At 53.8% G+C, this 16594-nt stretch carries 13 protein-coding genes; 10 read left to right on the top strand and 3 right to left on the bottom strand.

The genetic code is table 11. From position 1 onward, the window contains the following. The first annotated feature begins 11 nt into the window (after positions 1–11). Genes rpsG through tuf form a run of 3 tightly spaced genes read left to right on the top strand, consistent with a single transcriptional unit; the run spans position 12 to position 3851 of the window. Positions 12–482, top strand: a complete 471-nt coding sequence (gene rpsG, locus ACIRQ6_RS14255) for a 30S ribosomal protein S7 (RefSeq protein WP_420861271.1) — start codon at positions 12–14, stop codon at positions 480–482. Positions 483–497: 15 nt separating this feature from the next. After that, positions 498–2615 carry an elongation factor G gene (gene fusA, locus ACIRQ6_RS14250; RefSeq protein ID WP_420861270.1) on the top strand — a complete coding sequence of 706 codons (2118 nt, stop codon included), beginning with the start codon at positions 498–500 and terminating at the stop codon, positions 2613–2615. A gap of 60 nt (positions 2616–2675) precedes the next feature. Further along, on the top strand, positions 2676–3851 hold the full coding sequence (gene tuf, locus ACIRQ6_RS14245; RefSeq protein WP_420861269.1) for an elongation factor Tu: 1176 nt from the start codon (positions 2676–2678) through the stop codon (positions 3849–3851). A 255-nt stretch (positions 3852–4106) separates the two neighbouring features. Here the strand turns inward: tuf and ACIRQ6_RS14240 are convergent, their stop codons facing one another. Then, positions 4107–5330, bottom strand: coding sequence for an FCD domain-containing protein (locus ACIRQ6_RS14240; protein ID WP_420861268.1), 1224 nt, complete (start codon positions 5328–5330; stop codon positions 4107–4109). A 198-nt stretch (positions 5331–5528) separates the two neighbouring features. Between ACIRQ6_RS14240 and ACIRQ6_RS14235 the strand changes: the two genes are divergently transcribed. Beyond that, the gene (locus tag ACIRQ6_RS14235) at positions 5529–6665 is read left to right on the top strand and encodes a DUF4147 domain-containing protein (protein WP_420861267.1); all 1137 of its coding nucleotides are present in this window, start codon (positions 5529–5531) and stop codon (positions 6663–6665) included. Between the two features lie 11 nt (positions 6666–6676). Then, the gene (gene pyk / locus ACIRQ6_RS14230; protein ID WP_420861266.1) at positions 6677–8110 is read left to right on the top strand and encodes a pyruvate kinase; all 1434 of its coding nucleotides are present in this window, start codon (positions 6677–6679) and stop codon (positions 8108–8110) included. 25 nt (positions 8111–8135) lie between these two features. Here pyk and ACIRQ6_RS14225 read toward each other — a convergent pair whose 3' ends face one another. Both ACIRQ6_RS14225 and ACIRQ6_RS14220 read right to left on the bottom strand, forming a co-directional pair. Beyond that, the gene (locus ACIRQ6_RS14225; protein WP_420861265.1) at positions 8136–9071 is read right to left on the bottom strand and encodes a formylglycine-generating enzyme family protein; all 936 of its coding nucleotides are present in this window, start codon (positions 9069–9071) and stop codon (positions 8136–8138) included. Between the two features lie 401 nt (positions 9072–9472). After that, positions 9473–10513, bottom strand: a complete 1041-nt coding sequence (locus ACIRQ6_RS14220) for a LacI family DNA-binding transcriptional regulator (RefSeq protein WP_420861264.1) — start codon at positions 10511–10513, stop codon at positions 9473–9475. Positions 10514–10664: 151 nt separating this feature from the next. Between ACIRQ6_RS14220 and ACIRQ6_RS14215 the strand changes: the two genes are divergently transcribed. From ACIRQ6_RS14215 to ACIRQ6_RS14195, 5 genes are all read left to right on the top strand, one after another. Next, the gene (locus tag ACIRQ6_RS14215; RefSeq protein WP_420861263.1) at positions 10665–12188 is read left to right on the top strand and encodes a sugar ABC transporter ATP-binding protein; all 1524 of its coding nucleotides are present in this window, start codon (positions 10665–10667) and stop codon (positions 12186–12188) included. After that, a complete protein-coding gene (locus ACIRQ6_RS14210) occupies positions 12181–13194 on the top strand; it encodes an ABC transporter permease (protein WP_420861262.1) in 1014 nt (337 codons plus the stop codon). The genes ACIRQ6_RS14215 and ACIRQ6_RS14210 overlap by 8 nt, the downstream gene beginning before the upstream one ends. A 77-nt stretch (positions 13195–13271) precedes the next feature. Next, positions 13272–14225 carry a substrate-binding domain-containing protein gene (locus ACIRQ6_RS14205; RefSeq protein WP_420861261.1) on the top strand — a complete coding sequence of 318 codons (954 nt, stop codon included), beginning with the start codon at positions 13272–13274 and terminating at the stop codon, positions 14223–14225. Positions 14226–14357: 132 nt separating this feature from the next. After that, positions 14358–15413 (top strand): sugar phosphate isomerase/epimerase family protein, encoded by a 1056-nt coding sequence (locus ACIRQ6_RS14200; RefSeq protein WP_420861260.1) that lies wholly within the window; start codon positions 14358–14360, stop codon positions 15411–15413. After that, a complete protein-coding gene (locus ACIRQ6_RS14195) occupies positions 15413–16549 on the top strand; it encodes a Gfo/Idh/MocA family protein (RefSeq protein ID WP_420861259.1) in 1137 nt (378 codons plus the stop codon). The genes ACIRQ6_RS14200 and ACIRQ6_RS14195 overlap by 1 nt, the downstream gene beginning before the upstream one ends. Positions 16550–16594: the final 45 nt, after the last annotated feature.

The following is a 16594-nucleotide window of genomic DNA, read 5'->3' as shown; positions in this document are numbered from 1 at the left end:
GAAGAGATCAGATGTCACGTCGTCACGCCGCTGAAAAGCGCCAAGTTTTGCCAGACGCCAAGTTTGGTGACACTGTCCTGACCAAATTCATGAACAACCTAATGATCGATGGCAAAAAATCTGCCGCCGAGCGTATCGTATACAATGCGATGGACCGGGTTGAGACTAAAATCAAACGCGCGCCCTTGGAAGTGTTCCACGAAGCGCTGGACAACATCAAACCATCCGTCGAGGTTCGTTCCCGTCGTGTGGGTGGTGCCACCTATCAGGTGCCTGTTGAAGTGCGTCCAGAGCGCCGCGAAGCCTTGGCCATCCGTTGGTTGATCAAAGCCTCTCGTGCCCGCAACGAGAACACCATGGAAGAACGTCTTGCTGGCGAATTGCTGGATGCCGTTAACTCCCGTGGGTCCGCGGTGAAGAAACGCGAAGACACTCACAAAATGGCCGATGCGAACAAAGCATTCAGCCACTACCGTTGGTAATAGGAGCCTACTGAAATGGCACGCGAGTATCCTCTCGAACTGTACCGGAACTTTGGCATTATCGCGCACATCGATGCGGGTAAAACCACATGTTCCGAGCGTATCCTGTACTATACAGGCAAAGAACATAACATTGGCGAAGTACATGATGGTGCGGCGACAATGGACTGGATGGAGCAGGAGCAGGAACGGGGTATTACCATTACTTCCGCTGCGACTACGACATTCTGGGAACGTACCGAAGACGGTTCTACCCCAGACAGCCCCAAGCACCGCATGAACATCATCGACACCCCAGGTCACGTTGACTTCACTATTGAAGTTGAGCGTTCCTTGGCTGTTCTCGATGGGGCTGTTTGTGTGCTGGACGCCAACGCTGGTGTTGAGCCGCAGACAGAAACAGTTTGGCGTCAGGCTGACCGTTACAAAGTTCCACGGATGGTCTTTGTAAACAAAATGGACAAAATCGGCGCCGACTTCTTCAAGTGCGTTGAGATGATCGAAGACCGGACTGGCGCGCGCGCTATCCCGATCGCCTTCCCAATTGGTGCCGAAACCGAGCTGGAAGGCTTGGTAGACTTGGTGACAATGGAAGAATGGCTGTGGCAGGGTGAGGACCTTGGCGCGTCTTGGATCAAAGCACCGATCCGTGACAGCCTTGCTGATCAAGCCGCTGAATGGCGCGAAAAACTGGTTGAAGCTGCAGTCGAGCAAGACGACGATGCAATGGAAGCCTACCTTGAAGGGACAGAACCCGATGCAGCCGCATTGCGTGTGATGATCCGTAAAGGCTGCCTGTCGCTATCCTTCGTTCCAGTTCTGGGTGGTTCTGCGTTCAAAAACAAAGGTGTTCAGCCTTTGCTCAATGCTGTTGTTGACTACTTGCCCAGCCCGCTGGATGTGGTTGACTACATGGGCTTTAAGCCGGGCGACGAGACAGAAACACGTAACATCGCCCGTCGTGCAGACGACAGCATGGCGTTCTCTGGCCTTGCGTTTAAAATCATGAACGACCCATTTGTGGGCTCTTTGACGTTCACTCGGATCTATTCGGGTACAATGGCCAAAGGTGACAACTTGCTCAACTCCACCAAAGGTGGCAAAGAGCGTGTTGGTCGTATGATGATGATGCACTCTAATGATCGTGAAGAAATCACCGAAGCATTTGCTGGTGACATCATCGCGCTGGGTGGTCTGAAAAACACAACAACTGGGGACACACTCTGTGCCCCTCAGGAACCTGTGGTTCTGGAAACGATGACCTTCCCCGATCCCGTGATCGAGATCGCCGTTGAGCCCAAAACAAAAGCCGACCAAGAGAAAATGGGCATCGCCTTGCAGCGTCTGTCTGCCGAAGACCCCTCCTTCCGTGTGGAAACTGATCTGGAATCCGGTCAGACCATCATGAAAGGCATGGGCGAACTTCACCTCGACATCCTTGTTGATCGCATGAAGCGTGAATTCAAAGTCGAGGCGAATATCGGTGCGCCGCAAGTGGCCTATCGCGAGACCATTGGTCACGAAGTCGAGCACACATATACGCACAAGAAGCAATCTGGTGGTTCTGGTCAGTACGGCGAAGTGAAAATGCTCATTTCCCCAACAGAAGCTGGCGAAGGCTACTCCTTCGAGAGCAAAATCGTTGGTGGTGCTGTTCCTAAGGAATACATCCCAGGCGTTGAAAAAGGCATCCTGTCCGTTATGGACAATGGTCCTTTGGCCGGCTTCCCTGTGATCGACTTCAAAGTGGTCTTGCTCGACGGTAAGTTCCACGACGTTGACTCGTCCATCATGGCATTCGAGATCGCAGCACGTATGTGTATGCGTGAAGGTATGCGCAAGGCTGGGGCCAAGTTGCTTGAGCCAATCATGAAGGTCGAAGTGATCACACCAGACGAATATACTGGTGGTATCATCGGCGATCTGACCTCCCGTCGTGGGCAGGTGCAGGGCCAAGATACACGCGGCAACGCGATTGCAATCGACGCCATGGTGCCTTTGGCCAATATGTTCGGCTACATCAACACACTGCGTTCCATGTCTTCGGGCCGTGCGCAGTTCTCGATGCAGTTTGATCACTACGATCCGGTGCCGCAGAACATCTCTGAAGAAATTCAGGCAAAACACGCTTAATGTGCGGTGCGCTTTCGGGCGCACCCATCCCCTCAAAATTGAATATCTTAGGAGGCCACCATGGCTAAGGAAAAGTTTGAACGTTCAAAACCGCACGTAAACATCGGCACGATTGGTCACGTTGACCACGGCAAGACGACGTTGACGGCGGCTATCACGAAGTACTTTGGCGACTTCAAAGCCTATGACCAGATCGACGGCGCACCGGAAGAAAAAGCGCGCGGGATCACCATCTCGACAGCGCACGTAGAGTACGAAACAGAAGCGCGCCACTACGCGCACGTTGACTGCCCCGGCCACGCTGACTACGTCAAAAACATGATCACTGGCGCGGCTCAAATGGACGGCGCGATCTTGGTTGTGAACGCCGCTGACGGCCCTATGCCTCAGACCCGCGAGCACATCTTGCTGGGCCGCCAGGTTGGCATCCCGAAGATGGTCGTGTTCATGAACAAAGTGGACCAGGTTGACGACGAAGAGCTGCTGGAACTGGTTGAAATGGAAATCCGCGAATTGCTGAGCTCCTACGACTACCCAGGCGACGATATTCCAATCGTTGCAGGCTCGGCTTTGGCTGCCATGGAAGGCAACAAACCAGAGATCGGCGAAGAGAAAATCAAAGAGCTGATGGCCGCTGTTGACGAGTACATCCCGACACCAGAGCGTGCTGTGGATCAGCCGTTCCTGATGCCGATCGAAGACGTGTTCTCAATCTCTGGTCGTGGTACTGTTGTGACCGGTCGTGTTGAGCGCGGCGTGATCAACGTTGGCGAAGAGATTGAAATCGTTGGTATCCGTGACACATCCAAGACCACATGTACGGGTGTTGAAATGTTCCGCAAGCTGCTGGATCGCGGTGAAGCTGGCGACAACATCGGTGCGTTGTTGCGTGGTGTTGACCGTGAAGGCGTTGAGCGTGGTCAGGTTCTGTGTAAGCCGGGTTCCGTGAAGCCTCACACCAAGTTCGAAGCCGAAGCCTACATCTTGACCAAAGAAGAAGGCGGTCGTCACACACCGTTCTTTGCCAACTACCGTCCCCAGTTCTACTTCCGGACGACTGACGTGACAGGCACAGTTGAGCTGCCATCGGGCACAGAAATGGTGATGCCAGGCGACAACCTGAAGTTCGACGTAGAACTGATCGCCCCAATCGCCATGGAACAAGGCCTGCGCTTTGCGATCCGCGAAGGCGGCCGCACCGTCGGCGCTGGCGTTGTGTCGAAGATCACCGAGTAATCTTCGGACAACAGGTGAGGAACAGGTGATCGCAAGATCACCAAGCCCCCACCTACGAAAATCTGGGACCACAATCCCACCCCAAAGGCCGCTCCCACCCGAGCGGCCTTTTTGCATCCCCCAAACCAAAAAGCTGAACAATCAGCGGAGAACCACGCGCACGGGGCTCTTTCCAAATCGCGGCATAGTTTTCGAGTTTCTTGCTGACAAACCTCTACCATTGTACTTCTTGAATTGGGGCGCAAACCCTTGAAGTTATTGGCGCAAAAGCCGTCTTGCCAAGGCTATTTCGTGAAGCTGATCTTGCTCTCTCAAATAGCGCAGGTTGCGCAACACGTAGGCGAGATGCTCGTTCATTGTAGTGTGCGCGCGCTCTAAGTCTTGGGCCACGATGGCTTTGACGATCTGCGTGTGCTGCACATGGATTGCTGATTGATCACTGCGCAATTCACGATGTTTTTTAAGCCACTGGTTCGTCGTTCCTGAAAACACTGGGCCAAGGGCGGCGTCGACTACAGAAAACACTGGGTTCTGGGTGCACTCGGCGATCAATTGGTGCAGCTCAGTATCTAGCTTGCTATATTGGGACGGCGCGCTGTCCGCAATTGCGGTCATATAGTCTAGATGCGCCAGCAGCTGTTTATGTTGATTGCTATCTGCATGCTCGGCTGCTTCAACGGCGGCATGGCGTTCTGTGATGAGGCGCAACTCGTAAACCGCTTCCAGAAACAAAGGATTGCGCAGCACTACGTCAACCAATGGCGTGGCGTTGACGGTTTGCACGTCTGGCCGGACGTATGTCGTTTGTACGTCACTCCGAACAAAACCCTTGGCCAATGCGGCATGAAAATCTGTGCGTTCAAAATCCCCATGACTCAACGCCGTGACTGATTGCAAAAAAGCCTGCTTCGTCTCAGGGTTGGAGAGCATCAGCGCCAGCGATGCCCGTATCTGCGGCTGCATTGCCTTTATAAGGGAATGGTGAGTTTGGCTCAGAAAGAAATTGTAGCAACTATCAAACACAGTGCGGCTCAGGCTGGCAAAGCTGTTGGAGAGTGCAGCAACGTCTGGCCCTAGTAAGGTTTTTTTCAAGGCTGTTGCAGCGTCTTTGATCAAAGCACGATCGCTGTCTTGTGCCTTTTTGTTGGCGAGGCCGAGAGCGTCTTCAAACAGCAGCACCCAATAATTCAGTAGGAACATCGGATCGTCTTCAGCAATCTGGGTCAAGCCCGGGCCCAGCAAATCTGCCATTATATTGGTCGCGAAATATCGTTTGCCAATTTGAGTGAGCAAACCCCGCTGCAAAAGGCTGGAAAGCGCATTGCGCAATGATGTGCGAGAAACATCAAATTCTTTAGCCAAACGGCGTTCGGCGGCAATGGGTATGTCTGGCCAAAACGCTCCACCAAGGATCAGCGCCTCAAGCTTTGTCTCGAGGCTTTCTGACACGTTGGGGATCTTGATCGAGAGGCTGCGCATGACTTTGGACCCTATAGGCACTTGTATCTTTGGGAAAGGGATCAGGTTGGTACAGGTTCTGGAAATGTGTTCGATACTTCAGGATAGTCTTTAAAGGACCAAGAGTGCTATTCGAAAATATGAAAAATTAAAGACTTGTAGCAGGTCAAATTTGGTATATGACTAAATGGTATGAAAAAAAACCATATAGAGAGTCGTATGATACAAGCCGATTGCAGGACGACACTTTTTCATTTGTTTCGCTCGGGTGTTGCGGCGGTAAAGGGTGATCGGGCGGTTCGGGCTTGGCTGGCCAACAACCGTATTGATCAGCCCACGCATATATTCGCGGCTGGTAAGGCGGCTGTTGCAATGTTTGAAGGATTACCGCCTGCATGGCGCAGCTTTACGCCGTCTTTGTTGGTGACCAAAACAGAACACACAGGCGCTGCTGATTTGGGCCGGAACGTTCAGGCCTTTGAGGCCGGCCATCCTATTCCTGACAAAGCCTCGTTGATAGCAGGGGAAAGGGCAGTGTCCTTTGTGAACAGTGCGGCTGCTGACAGTCGTATGCTGGTGCTTTTATCCGGCGGCGCGTCTTCACTGGTCGAGCATTTAAAGCCGGAAGTTCGCTTTTCTCAGCTAATTGCATTGACCAAGAAGGCACTTGGCGAAGGGGCTGACATAGCTGAGGTCAACACGCGTCGCAAAACAATGTCGGAAATTAAAGGTGGCGGACTGCTGGGAAATTTTACGGGCAAATCTGTACAGGTACTTGCAATCTCTGATGTTTGTGGCGATGGAATTGATGTGATCGGTTCTGGTCTGGCTGCCGCCCCTTCCACGGCTAATTTTCAGTACCGGTCCCATGTTATCGCTTCAAATGCACTCGCGCGCGATGCGGTTGTGCGCGATGCGGCGGGCCGAGGTTTGCCTATCGTTGTGAACCAAGAAACCATGTACGCGGATGTGGCAGATGTAGCGTCACACATTGCCAAGGATGTCATGGATGGGCCGCGCGGCCTTTATGTTTATGGAGGCGAGCCTACGGTCATTTTGCCAAAGAAACCGGGCAAAGGCGGGCGCAATCAGGCCTTGGCTTTAGAACTGGCGCGACGTTTTCGCAACCGCCTGGATATTAGCGGATTGGTGGCTGGTACGGATGGAACCGATGGCCCGACCGATGCAGCTGGTGGATATCTGGATGGCAACACATTTGAATGCCAGCCTGGGGCCGCCGAGGCGCTAAGTACCGCAAATTCGGCCCAATTCCTTGCGCGTACCGGCCATCAGATCATCACCGGTCCCACTGGGACAAATGTGATGGATCTGGCCCTAATGATTAAACACAGCTGAAAGAAGTATCCATGCCCCTTGCCAATACAAAACCACAACCCCGCCAAACCAAGATTGTTGCAACCCTTGGCCCTGCGTCCAACACTGCGGACAAGATCAAAGCCTTGGCACAAAGCGGGGCGAACGTATTTCGTATGAACTTTAGTCATGGCAGTCACGAAGACCACGCCAAGGTCCATGCTGCCATTCGTGAGGTTGAAGCGCAGCTGGGGCTGTCGATTGCTATTCTGGCAGATTTGCAGGGTCCAAAACTGCGGCTCGGACAGATTGCAGGCGGCGCTCAGCCCGTTGATGTTGGTGATGTTGTATGGTTTTGCCCCCGCGATGGGGTCACGGATACCATTCCCTTGCCCCATGCCGAAGTGTTTGAAACCATAGCGGTGGGGCAGCTTATCTTAGTCGATGATGGGCGTATTCGATTGAAGGTAGTCGAGGTTGGCGACCAAGTCTTTGCAGCTGAAGTTCTGAACAAGGCGACATTGCGCGACCGTAAGGGTGTGAATTTTCCAGATACCCCCCTGAATGTTCAGGCAATAACCGGCAAGGACTACAAGGATCTCATGTGTGCGCTGGAATTGGGGGTTGATTGGATCGCTATGTCCTTTGTGCAGCGGGCTGATGATGTTGCCCGCCTCCGTGCTTTGGTTGGGACACAGGCCAAGATCATCGCCAAAATTGAAAAGCCTGTGGCAGTGACCAACATCGATACGATCTTGCAGGAAACCGATGCGATCATGGTCGCACGTGGAGATTTAGGAGTGGAATGCGACTGGTTTGAACTGCCGGCTATTCAAGCGTCATTGGTGGCCAAGGCCCGTGCACAGGGCAAGCCAGTGGTGGTCGCTACGCAAATGTTGGAAAGCATGATTGTCGCACCATTGCCGACACGGGCCGAGACATCTGACGTCTCTAACGCCGTGGTTCAGAAGGCCGATGCGGTCATGTTGTCTGCAGAAAGTGCGGCTGGCGAGTACCCTGTCGAGGCAGTCAAAGCCATGGCCGCAATTGCATCTGCGACCGAGACCGCAGGGCGGTCAGACAAGTCTACCCTCGAGACACCGTTCATTGACGCACCTGACGATTCTGGATCAATCGCTAGTGCAGCAGGTGTTTTGGCAGAGCTGCGGGATGCATGTTGTATCGCCACCTATACCGAAACTGGTGCCACGGCACTGCGTGTGTCCAAAACCCGTAGCGATGTGCCGATTGTGGCAGTCTGCCCATCCCAAAACGTAGCGCGACCGCTTAGTCTGGTGTGGGGGGTCACGCCGGTTATCAACACCAACACCCAAGAGTTCACGGCAAGTCGCGATGGGCGAATTCCACCCAAACTTGCGCCTGATACGCTAATACAGCCTAATCGGCCTGTTGTGGTCACCTCTGGCTCTACCCATGGCCAAGCGGGCGGCACCGATAGCCTGAAAATTGCATATCTCAGCGACTAGGGGTGCAGCGACGGCACGCTGTGGCCTAGGTATCGTAAACCAAACGAAACCCCTGATGCGACGTTGCACTATCCGCCGATGTACCGGTGCGGGCCGAAATTCTGTAGCGATAGCAATAGCTTGCGTGGCACAGGAATGAGCCGCCTTTAGACAGCTTGAACCCTGTTTTACCCAAATGGGCCTGTTTCACCGACTTCTTGAGGGATTTGACCACAAAGGGCTGGGATGTGTATTCCCACACATTGCCAACCATATTGTAGAGCCCATACCCATTCGCCTCAAACGACTGCGCCGGGGCTGTCCCCCGGTGGCCATCAAGCCCAAAGTCTGCGTCGGGAAAGCGCCCCTGCCAGATGTTGCAGGGGAAAAAATCTGTGTCATTGGGGACTTGGTCGCCCCATGGGAAAGGTACATCGCCGAGCCCTCCACGACTGGCGTGTTCCCATTCCGCCTCGGTAGGTAGGCGCCCGTTCGCCCATTTGGCAAAGGCTTGGGCATCATTCCAACTGACATTCACCACCGGATGATCGGGTAGGCAAGACGCCGCGGACCCGGGGCCGAGGGGTTCGTGCCATGATGCCCCGTCGATCACCCGCCACCATGGAACGGCTGCAACAGCGCGTGAGGCCGGTGCATCCTTTGGCAAAAGATTTTCAAACACAAAGCAATCACCAAGGCGTTCAGCGTCTGTCACATAACCGGTCGCGTCCACAAATGTCCGAAAGCGCGCGTTGGTGACAGTGATCGTATCCATCTGGAAAGACGCTATGCGCTTTTGGCGCAACGGGGCCTCACCATCAACTGGCAGTTCTGGAAAATCGGTCCCGATCAGGCCACGCCCTCCGGGAATGAGTACGCGCAGTGGCGTTTGTTCTTCCTTGGCTTGCGATGTGGGGACAGGTTCAATGGCGCTTTGGTCACTTCGTGCCGGAGAACAGCATGCGCTTTTGGTATCCGTCATAGGTGCCGCCATGATTGGAAGAGCAAGGGCAGAGTTGCGGGCACTGGTGTGTTCTTTCTGGAGCTAAGCCATGCCGATCTGTACCTGACAGGACACATATCGTTGAGGCGTGGCATTAGAGCTTTGGTCAGGTTTGCAAGCATTCCGGTGTCCGCTGGGTCGTCTTATGGTTTGTCAACGCGTCAGGGGCATTATCTAGATCATACATCCCGTCGGCGCCAGATTTCAAATCCAAGGTCAGCTTGTCACTTTGGCGATGCGCGGTCCGCAAACTCAGGTCCGTATTAATGCGGCGGGGTAGTTTGGATAACATTTCGCCCGGTCTGAGTGCGCATCGCGCAGACATCTAAATGCAACTGAATATGCAGATATAGCTGTTTTGCCTTCCCAATTTGGCGGATTTAGCCGATTGGAAAGGGTTTTTTTGCGGTTGAACAGGACTCGCGCACAATCAAATCGCCATGCAATTCAACGGGTTCAGATGCTGTTTCTTGGCCCGCAAGCCGGTCCAACAATATCTTCATGGCGCGCTCGCCGATTTGTCGGCGGGGCTGTCGAATTGTTGTGAGTGCTGGCGTGATATTATTGGCAAAGGGAATGTCGTCGAAACCCACGACAGAGATCTCGTTGGGCACATCATAGCCCCGTTGTTGTAGCGCCCCTATGACCCCAATGGCGGTGTCGTCGTTAAAGCAAAAGAAGGCAGTGGGCATCGTGTCCCGAATACAAAGCCGTTCGACCGCGGCCCGCCCGCCAAGGCTGGTGCCATCGCTATCGACCTTCCAGATCGAGATTTGATCGGAGGCTTGGCTCAGAGCATCACAATACCCTTTCAAGCGGCGTTCAGACAGGATGTTACCCTTGGGGCCGGACACATAGACGATCTTTTCATGTTCCAGCGACATCAAAAATTCAGTGGCAACACGGGCGGCGGATTGATCATCGACACTCACCGAAATGATACCGTCGTGATCGATTGGTGTTGCCGCAGCAACCGTTGGTGGGATGAAGGTTTTCTGGTTTTCAGGCCACCCCGCCACAGGCAAATGGCCGGTAAGCAGGATCAGGCCATCTGCGGTTCCGGCTGACAGAAAACGCAGATACTTTTCCTCAATCCCCACGTCGCCTTCGGTGTTTCCGATCAGCACGCCATAGCCACGTTCGTTGGCCACTTTTTCGATGCCAGTCAGGATGCCGGGGAAGTTGGGATTGGAGATGGACTCTGCAAGGACCAAGACCATTTGTGACCGCTGCCGCCGCAGGTTCTGGGCCATAGCATTAGCGGTGTACCCGGTGCGGGCAATGGCAGCGGTGACTTTTTTTCGCGTGCTTTCAGCAACTTTGTCGGGCTTTGAAATGGCACGGCTGACCGTCGCAATCGACACACCAGCCAATCGCGCAACGTCTTCAATTGTTGCTGGTTTTTTGTTTCTCGTCAGCACGCAATCCCATCGTGACAGGCATTTGTCACGCTCCAAACCTGCCCAATGGTATTGGGGCTTTGCTTAAATGAAAAGCTTTACATCAATTGATGTAAAGGTTTACATTTGATTCTATGGGCAAATGCCCGCTGCCTTTGGGAGGAGGCGGAGGATGACAATAGCCAATCAATCTACCAATGTTTTATCGGCCAAGTCTGTCAGCAAATCCTTTGGATCTGTCCCAGTTTTGTTCAGTGTAAATTTCGAAATTAGGGCCGGTGAAGTCCACGCTTTAATCGGCGAAAATGGCGCAGGCAAATCGACCTTAATGAAAGTTTTGTCGGGCATTCATGCGCCAACCTCGGGCACCCTCAGCCTTGATGGTAAGCCCATAGATCTGCCGCCAAACGGCCAAGCCGAGGATCTTGGGATTGTTCTGATCCACCAGGAACTGAACCTAGCCGAGCAAATGACCATTGCCGAAAATATCTTTCTCGGGCGTGAAATTAGCCGCCGCGGTATTCTTAATCTGGCCGAGATGAACCGCATTGTTGGGAAGCTGTTGGTGGACATGGGGCTTAGCATTTCGCCGGATACGCGGATCTCGGATCTGTCGATTGCGCAAAAGCAAATGGTTGAAATTGCCAAGGCCATGAGCCGCAATGCCCGCGTTTTGATCATGGACGAACCCACAGCTGTTTTGACCGAGGCTGAAACCGATATTCTGTTTCGTCAGGTCGAGCGTTTGCGTGCTGCGGGCGTGGCGATCATGTTTGTAAGTCACAAGCTGCAAGAGGTGCAAAAGATCTCGGACCGCGTCACCATCTTGCGGGATGGTCAGTGGATTGCGACCCGTGCCACCCGGGATCTGACCCTGGAAGAAATGGCGCAAATGATGGTTGGGCGCGAACTTTCCGATCTCTATCCGCCGATGGACGAAGTCGACTTTGATGCAGACGTTGTGTTGGACGTGCAGGACCTGCACACGGCCAATTTAAACGGCGTGACGTTTCAGTTGCGCAAAGGGGAAATACTGGGCTTTGCGGGTTTGGTCGGCGCTGGGCGCACTGAAACGTTTGAGGCGCTCTGCGGCCTTAGCCCAATCCATAGCGGCCGTGTGCGCGCCTTTGAAAACAGCACCCCTTTTGCGAATGTCGCCGAAGCGCGCGACGCAGGCGTTGTGTATTTGACCAAAGATCGCAAAGGCAATGGCCTGTTGCTGGATCGCGATATGCAGGCCAATCTTACCCTGCTCGCCTTGCCAAACTTCGCCAATCGAATGGTGATCGACCGTGGTGCCGAAAAGGCGGCTCTTGCGCGCGCAATTCGACGTTTTGATATCCGTGCCCGTGATCCACAAGTGTTGGCCAAAGACATGTCCGGCGGCAATCAGCAAAAGCTGTTGTTGGCCAAAGTCATGGAATCCAATCCAAAGGTTGTCATCATCGATGAGCCGACCCGAGGCATCGACGTAGGCACCAAACAGCAGATTTATCACTTTATCGCAGCCCTTGCGGCGGATGGTGTCTCGGTCGTCGTGATTTCATCTGAAATGCCCGAGATCATCGGGATCAGCCACAGGGTGCTTGTCATGCGCGAAGGCCGGATCACTGGCGAACTGACAGGCAAAGCTATCAATGAAAATGAGATCGTCGGATATGCCGCCGGTATCAGAGAGGACGTTCAACATGCCTAACGCACAGGCCACAGCAGCCGCACAGGCCCCGAGACGCAAATTCGATCTCAAGCTTTATGGCCCAGCGATTGCCCTGATTTTGCTGTGTATTATTGGCTTTTTGATGAACCCTGCATTCCTCAGCGAAGGCAATCTGACCAATCTTCTGACACGGTCAGCCTTTATTGGGATCATTGCGGTAGGGGCTACATTTGTCATCACGGCAGGCGGCATTGATCTGTCTGTTGGGTCTATGGCTGCGGTTATTGCAGGCGTGATGATCATTTTGATGAATGGACTGGTTGATACGGTGGGGACTGGTCCGCTGACCGTGATCATTGGGGCCATCAGTGCGATTATCTTGGGCCTTGGTGCGGGCTATGCCAACGGGTTCTTGACCACCAAGGGCAAGATTGAAGCCTTTATCGTCACCCTTGGCACCATGGGTATTTTCAGGTCCTTGGTCACCTATTTTGCCGACGGGGGTACGTTGTCGTTGGATTTTGGGATCCGTAACACATACCGCCCCGTGTATTACGACAGCCTGTTGTTTGTGCCGATCCCGGTATGGGTCTTTATTATCGTGGCAATCGCAGGCTGGTTCTTGATGAACCGCACCACCTTTGGCCGCTACTGCACAGCCATCGGATCAAACGAAAGTGTTGCGCGCTATTCAGCGATCAAAGTCGATCGGATCAAGACCTGGACCTATATGATCCAAGGGGTCTGCGTGGCCCTCGCCACCGTAATTTATGTGCCGCGTTTGGGGTCCGCCTCATCTTCCACTGGGGTTTTGTGGGAACTGGAGGCGATCGCTGCAGTGATCATCGGCGGCACCGTATTGAAGGGTGGCTACGGCCGGATCGGAGGCACGATCATGGGCGCGCTGATCCTGACCACTATCGGCAATATCCTGAATTTTACCGACCTCATTTCCAACTACCTCAACGGCACAATGCAAGGCTTGATCATTATTATCGCGGTCTGGCTCCAGCGTGCCGAATGGGGCGGATCCAAAAACACTTAGAATTCATGCAGGCCATTCGCCTGTGTCAATACCAACGGCCCGACAATTAGGGCCAGAAAGTTTCAAGGGAGGAACACATGACTATCAAAACAACATTTATTGCGGGGCTACTGGGCAGCGCTATGGCCTTTGTCGGTGCCGCCAGCGCACAGGACATCAAAATCGGTGTCTCCTATCCGACACCAACCCACGCTTGGGCTGCTGGTATGAATTGGCACGCAGAGCAGGCTGAAAAACGCCTCGAAGCGCTTTATCCTGATGTGGACCTGATCTTGATCAACTCGCCTGATCCGGCGTCTCAGGCCAGTGCACTTGAGGATCTTGTGTCGATCCATCAAATTGATGCCCTCGTGGTTCTGCCTTTTGAATCCGAGCCGCTGACAGATCCCGTGATCAACGTCAAAAGCACAGGCGCTTTGATTACTGTTGTGGACCGTGGTTTGTCCCAGCCGGGTATCGAAGACATCTATGTAGCTGGCAACAACCCAGAGCTTGGCCGCGTGTCGGCGCAATATATGAAGGGGCGCATGGAATCTGGCGACAATATTGTTGTGTTGCGCGGTATCCCAACCCTAATCGACAACGAGCGCTTTGATGCGTTCATGGCCGAGATGGAAGGCTCTGGGATCAACATTCTCGACCACAAACACGCCAACTGGAATCGCGATGATGGCTTTGAAGTCATGCAGGATTTCCTTAGCCGTTTCCCTGATATCGACGCGGTTTGGGCTCAAGACGATGATATCGCAATTGGTGTTGTCGCAGCCCTCGAACAGGCGGATCGTACAGGTGATGGCATGTTCGTTGTTGGCGGCGCTGGCATGAAAGAAACTATCAAAGGTATCATGGATGGCAACGAATTGGTGCCAGTTGATGTGCTGTACCCGCCATCAATGATTGCGACTGCGATGGACGTTACTGTGGCGGCATTTAAATCCAACGGTCCAGTGGCCGGTCGCTATATTCTTGGCGCGACGCTGATCACTCAAGAAAATGCTGCAACGTTCTACTTCCCGGACTCCCCGTTCTAAAGGCGTCGGAACCTCAGCATTAAGCCTGCGGGAGGGGTGCATGGTTGCCCCTCTCGCTTTTCACTTTGAAACGATATTGACTAGGATCATCAACCGGCTGCTACACCGGTTGGCATTATGGGGAGGATCAACATGAAGACCATCAAAGGACCCGCACTATTTTTAGCGCAGTTTGCAGGCGATGACGCGCCCTTTAACTCTTGGGATGCGATTACCAAATGGGCTGCAGATTGTGGCTATAAGGGCGTTCAGGTGCCCAGTTGGGATGGTCGTCTCATCGACCTTGATCAAGCTGCCTCATCGAAGGGCTATTGCGAAGACTGGGCCGGGCAGGCGCGTGACAACGGCGTCGAAGTCACCGAATTTTCGACGCACTTACAAGGGCAACTGGTTGCAGTGCATCCTGCGTATGATGATGCATTTGATGGTTTTGCAGCCCCTCATGTTCGGGGCAATCCTAAGGCGCGTCAGGAATGGGCCGTTGATCAGGTCAAAAAGGCTTTAACCGCCTCCAAGCATTTGGGCATCGGCGCCCATGCCACGTTTTCGGGCGCTCTGGCATGGCCTTATGTCTATCCTTGGCCGCAACGCCCCGCAGGGTTGGTTGAGCAGGCCTTTGATGAATTAGCAAAACGTTGGATGCCAATTCTGGACCATGCAGAGGACTGCGGTGTGGATGTGTGCTACGAAATTCACCCCGGCGAAGATTTGCACGATGGCGTGACCTACGAGATGTTTTTGGAGCGCACAGGCAATCATGCGCGGGCCAACATGCTCTATGATCCCAGCCACTATGTTTTGCAGTGTCTCGATTACCTCGACAACATCGACATCTACAAAGACCGTATTCGTATGTTCCATGTCAAAGATGCCGAGTTTAATCCAACGGGTCGCCAAGGCGTCTATTCTGGTTATCAGTCTTGGGTTGATCGGGCAGGGCGCTTTCGGTCACTTGGCGATGGGCAGGTCGATTTTGGGGCAGTGTTTTCGAAAATGGCAGCCAATGATTTTGACGGTTGGGCTGTGGTTGAATGGGAATGTGCGATCAAGCATCCCGAAGACGGCGCACGTGAAGGGGCGCAGTTTGTCAAAGATCACATCATTCGTGTGACCGAACGGGCCTTTGATGATTTTGCGGACGGCGGCGCGGATACGGCCCTGAACGCCAAAATGATGGGGATCTCGTGATGGCGCCGATCAAACTTGGAATGGTAGGGGGCGGCAATGACGCCTTTATCGGTGGGGTGCACCGGATTGCCTCGCGGATTGACGGACGGTTTGATCTGGTGGCAGGGGCTCTGTCGTCAACCGAAGAAAAGTCCAAGGCCTCGGGCGCTGCGTTGGGTCTCGCGCCTGACCGGTGCTACGGCGACTTTATCGAAATGGCCAAGCGTGAGACGCGGCTAAAAGACGGGATTGAGGCAGTCGCAATTGTGACCCCCAATCACGTGCACTACGCCGCAGCCCGTGAGTTCCTCAAACGCGGAATTCACGTAATTTGTGACAAGCCGCTGACCTCTACATTGGCCGACGCAAAAAAGCTGGTCACGGCCGCGGAAAAATCCGACGCGATGTTCATTCTGACCCACAACTACACCGGCTACCCAATGATCCGCCAAGCGCGGGCTATGGTTGAGGAAGGGGCAATCGGGCAGATCCGCGTCGTGCAAGCGGAATACCCTCAGGATTGGCTGACCACACCGCTCGAAAGCGAGGGGCTCAAGCAGGCTGAATGGCGCACAGATCCCGAACGCTCGGGTGTCGGTGGTTGCGTAGGCGACATTGGAACCCATGCCTATAATTTGGCTTCCTTTGTGACTGGCCTAAAGCTACAGAGTTTGGCCGCGGATCTGACCGCCTTTGTCCCTGGACGACGTGTCGACGACAATGTGCATGTGATGCTGCGTTATGAGGGTGGGGCCAAGGGTATGCTCTGGTCCTCCCAAGTGGCCCCAGGAAACGAGAACGCCCTGAAACTGCGGGTCTACGGGGACAAAGGTGGTTTGGAATGGTCTCAAGAAGATCCAAATTACCTATGGTTCACGCCCCATGGTCAACCAAAGCAACTTTTGACGCGAAATGGGTCAGGGGCCCATGAGGCCAACCAAGCGGCATCGCGGATCCCGCCAGGCCATCCAGAAGGCTACTTAGAAGGCTTCGCAAATATCTATTCCCAAGCTGCCGACTTGTTTGTCGCGGCGCGCGATGGACGCGTGCCCGCGCATCACTTGCCCACGGTTCACGATGGGCTTGATGGGGTGAAGTTTATCGACGCTTGTGTCAGATCTTCGCAACGCGATGCCGCTTGGATCAAGCTGGGATAATTTTAGGCCAGCGACTGATCTGAGCAAGGATCGGTTGCTACCGTC

Origin of the sequence: Algirhabdus cladophorae (genome assembly GCF_044772865.1) — a bacterium.
Taxonomy (GTDB): domain Bacteria; phylum Pseudomonadota; class Alphaproteobacteria; order Rhodobacterales; family Rhodobacteraceae; genus Algirhabdus; species Algirhabdus cladophorae.
Note: the sequence above shows the minus strand (reverse complement) of the source record. Positions and strands in the feature narration are given on the sequence as shown.

Excerpts from the sequence above, each read along its gene's own strand:
- ACIRQ6_RS14205 (WP_420861261.1), top strand. The coding sequence starts at position 13,272 with ATGACTATCAAAACAACATTTATTGCGGGGCTACTGGGCAGCGCTATG.
- ACIRQ6_RS14240 (WP_420861268.1), bottom strand. The coding sequence starts at position 5,330 with ATGCGCAGCCTCTCGATCAAGATCCCCAACGTGTCAGAAAGCCTCGAG.
- ACIRQ6_RS14225 (WP_420861265.1), bottom strand. The coding sequence starts at position 9,071 with ATGACGGATACCAAAAGCGCATGCTGTTCTCCGGCACGAAGTGACCAA.
- ACIRQ6_RS14200 (WP_420861260.1), top strand. The coding sequence starts at position 14,358 with ATGAAGACCATCAAAGGACCCGCACTATTTTTAGCGCAGTTTGCAGGC.
- ACIRQ6_RS14195 (WP_420861259.1), top strand. The coding sequence starts at position 15,413 with ATGGCGCCGATCAAACTTGGAATGGTAGGGGGCGGCAATGACGCCTTT.
- ACIRQ6_RS14235 (WP_420861267.1), top strand. The coding sequence starts at position 5,529 with ATGATACAAGCCGATTGCAGGACGACACTTTTTCATTTGTTTCGCTCG.
- ACIRQ6_RS14215 (WP_420861263.1), top strand. The coding sequence starts at position 10,665 with ATGACAATAGCCAATCAATCTACCAATGTTTTATCGGCCAAGTCTGTC.
- ACIRQ6_RS14210 (WP_420861262.1), top strand. The coding sequence starts at position 12,181 with ATGCCTAACGCACAGGCCACAGCAGCCGCACAGGCCCCGAGACGCAAA.
- pyk (WP_420861266.1), top strand. The coding sequence starts at position 6,677 with ATGCCCCTTGCCAATACAAAACCACAACCCCGCCAAACCAAGATTGTT.
- tuf (WP_420861269.1), top strand. The coding sequence starts at position 2,676 with ATGGCTAAGGAAAAGTTTGAACGTTCAAAACCGCACGTAAACATCGGC.
- fusA (WP_420861270.1), top strand. The coding sequence starts at position 498 with ATGGCACGCGAGTATCCTCTCGAACTGTACCGGAACTTTGGCATTATC.
- rpsG (WP_420861271.1), top strand. The coding sequence starts at position 12 with ATGTCACGTCGTCACGCCGCTGAAAAGCGCCAAGTTTTGCCAGACGCC.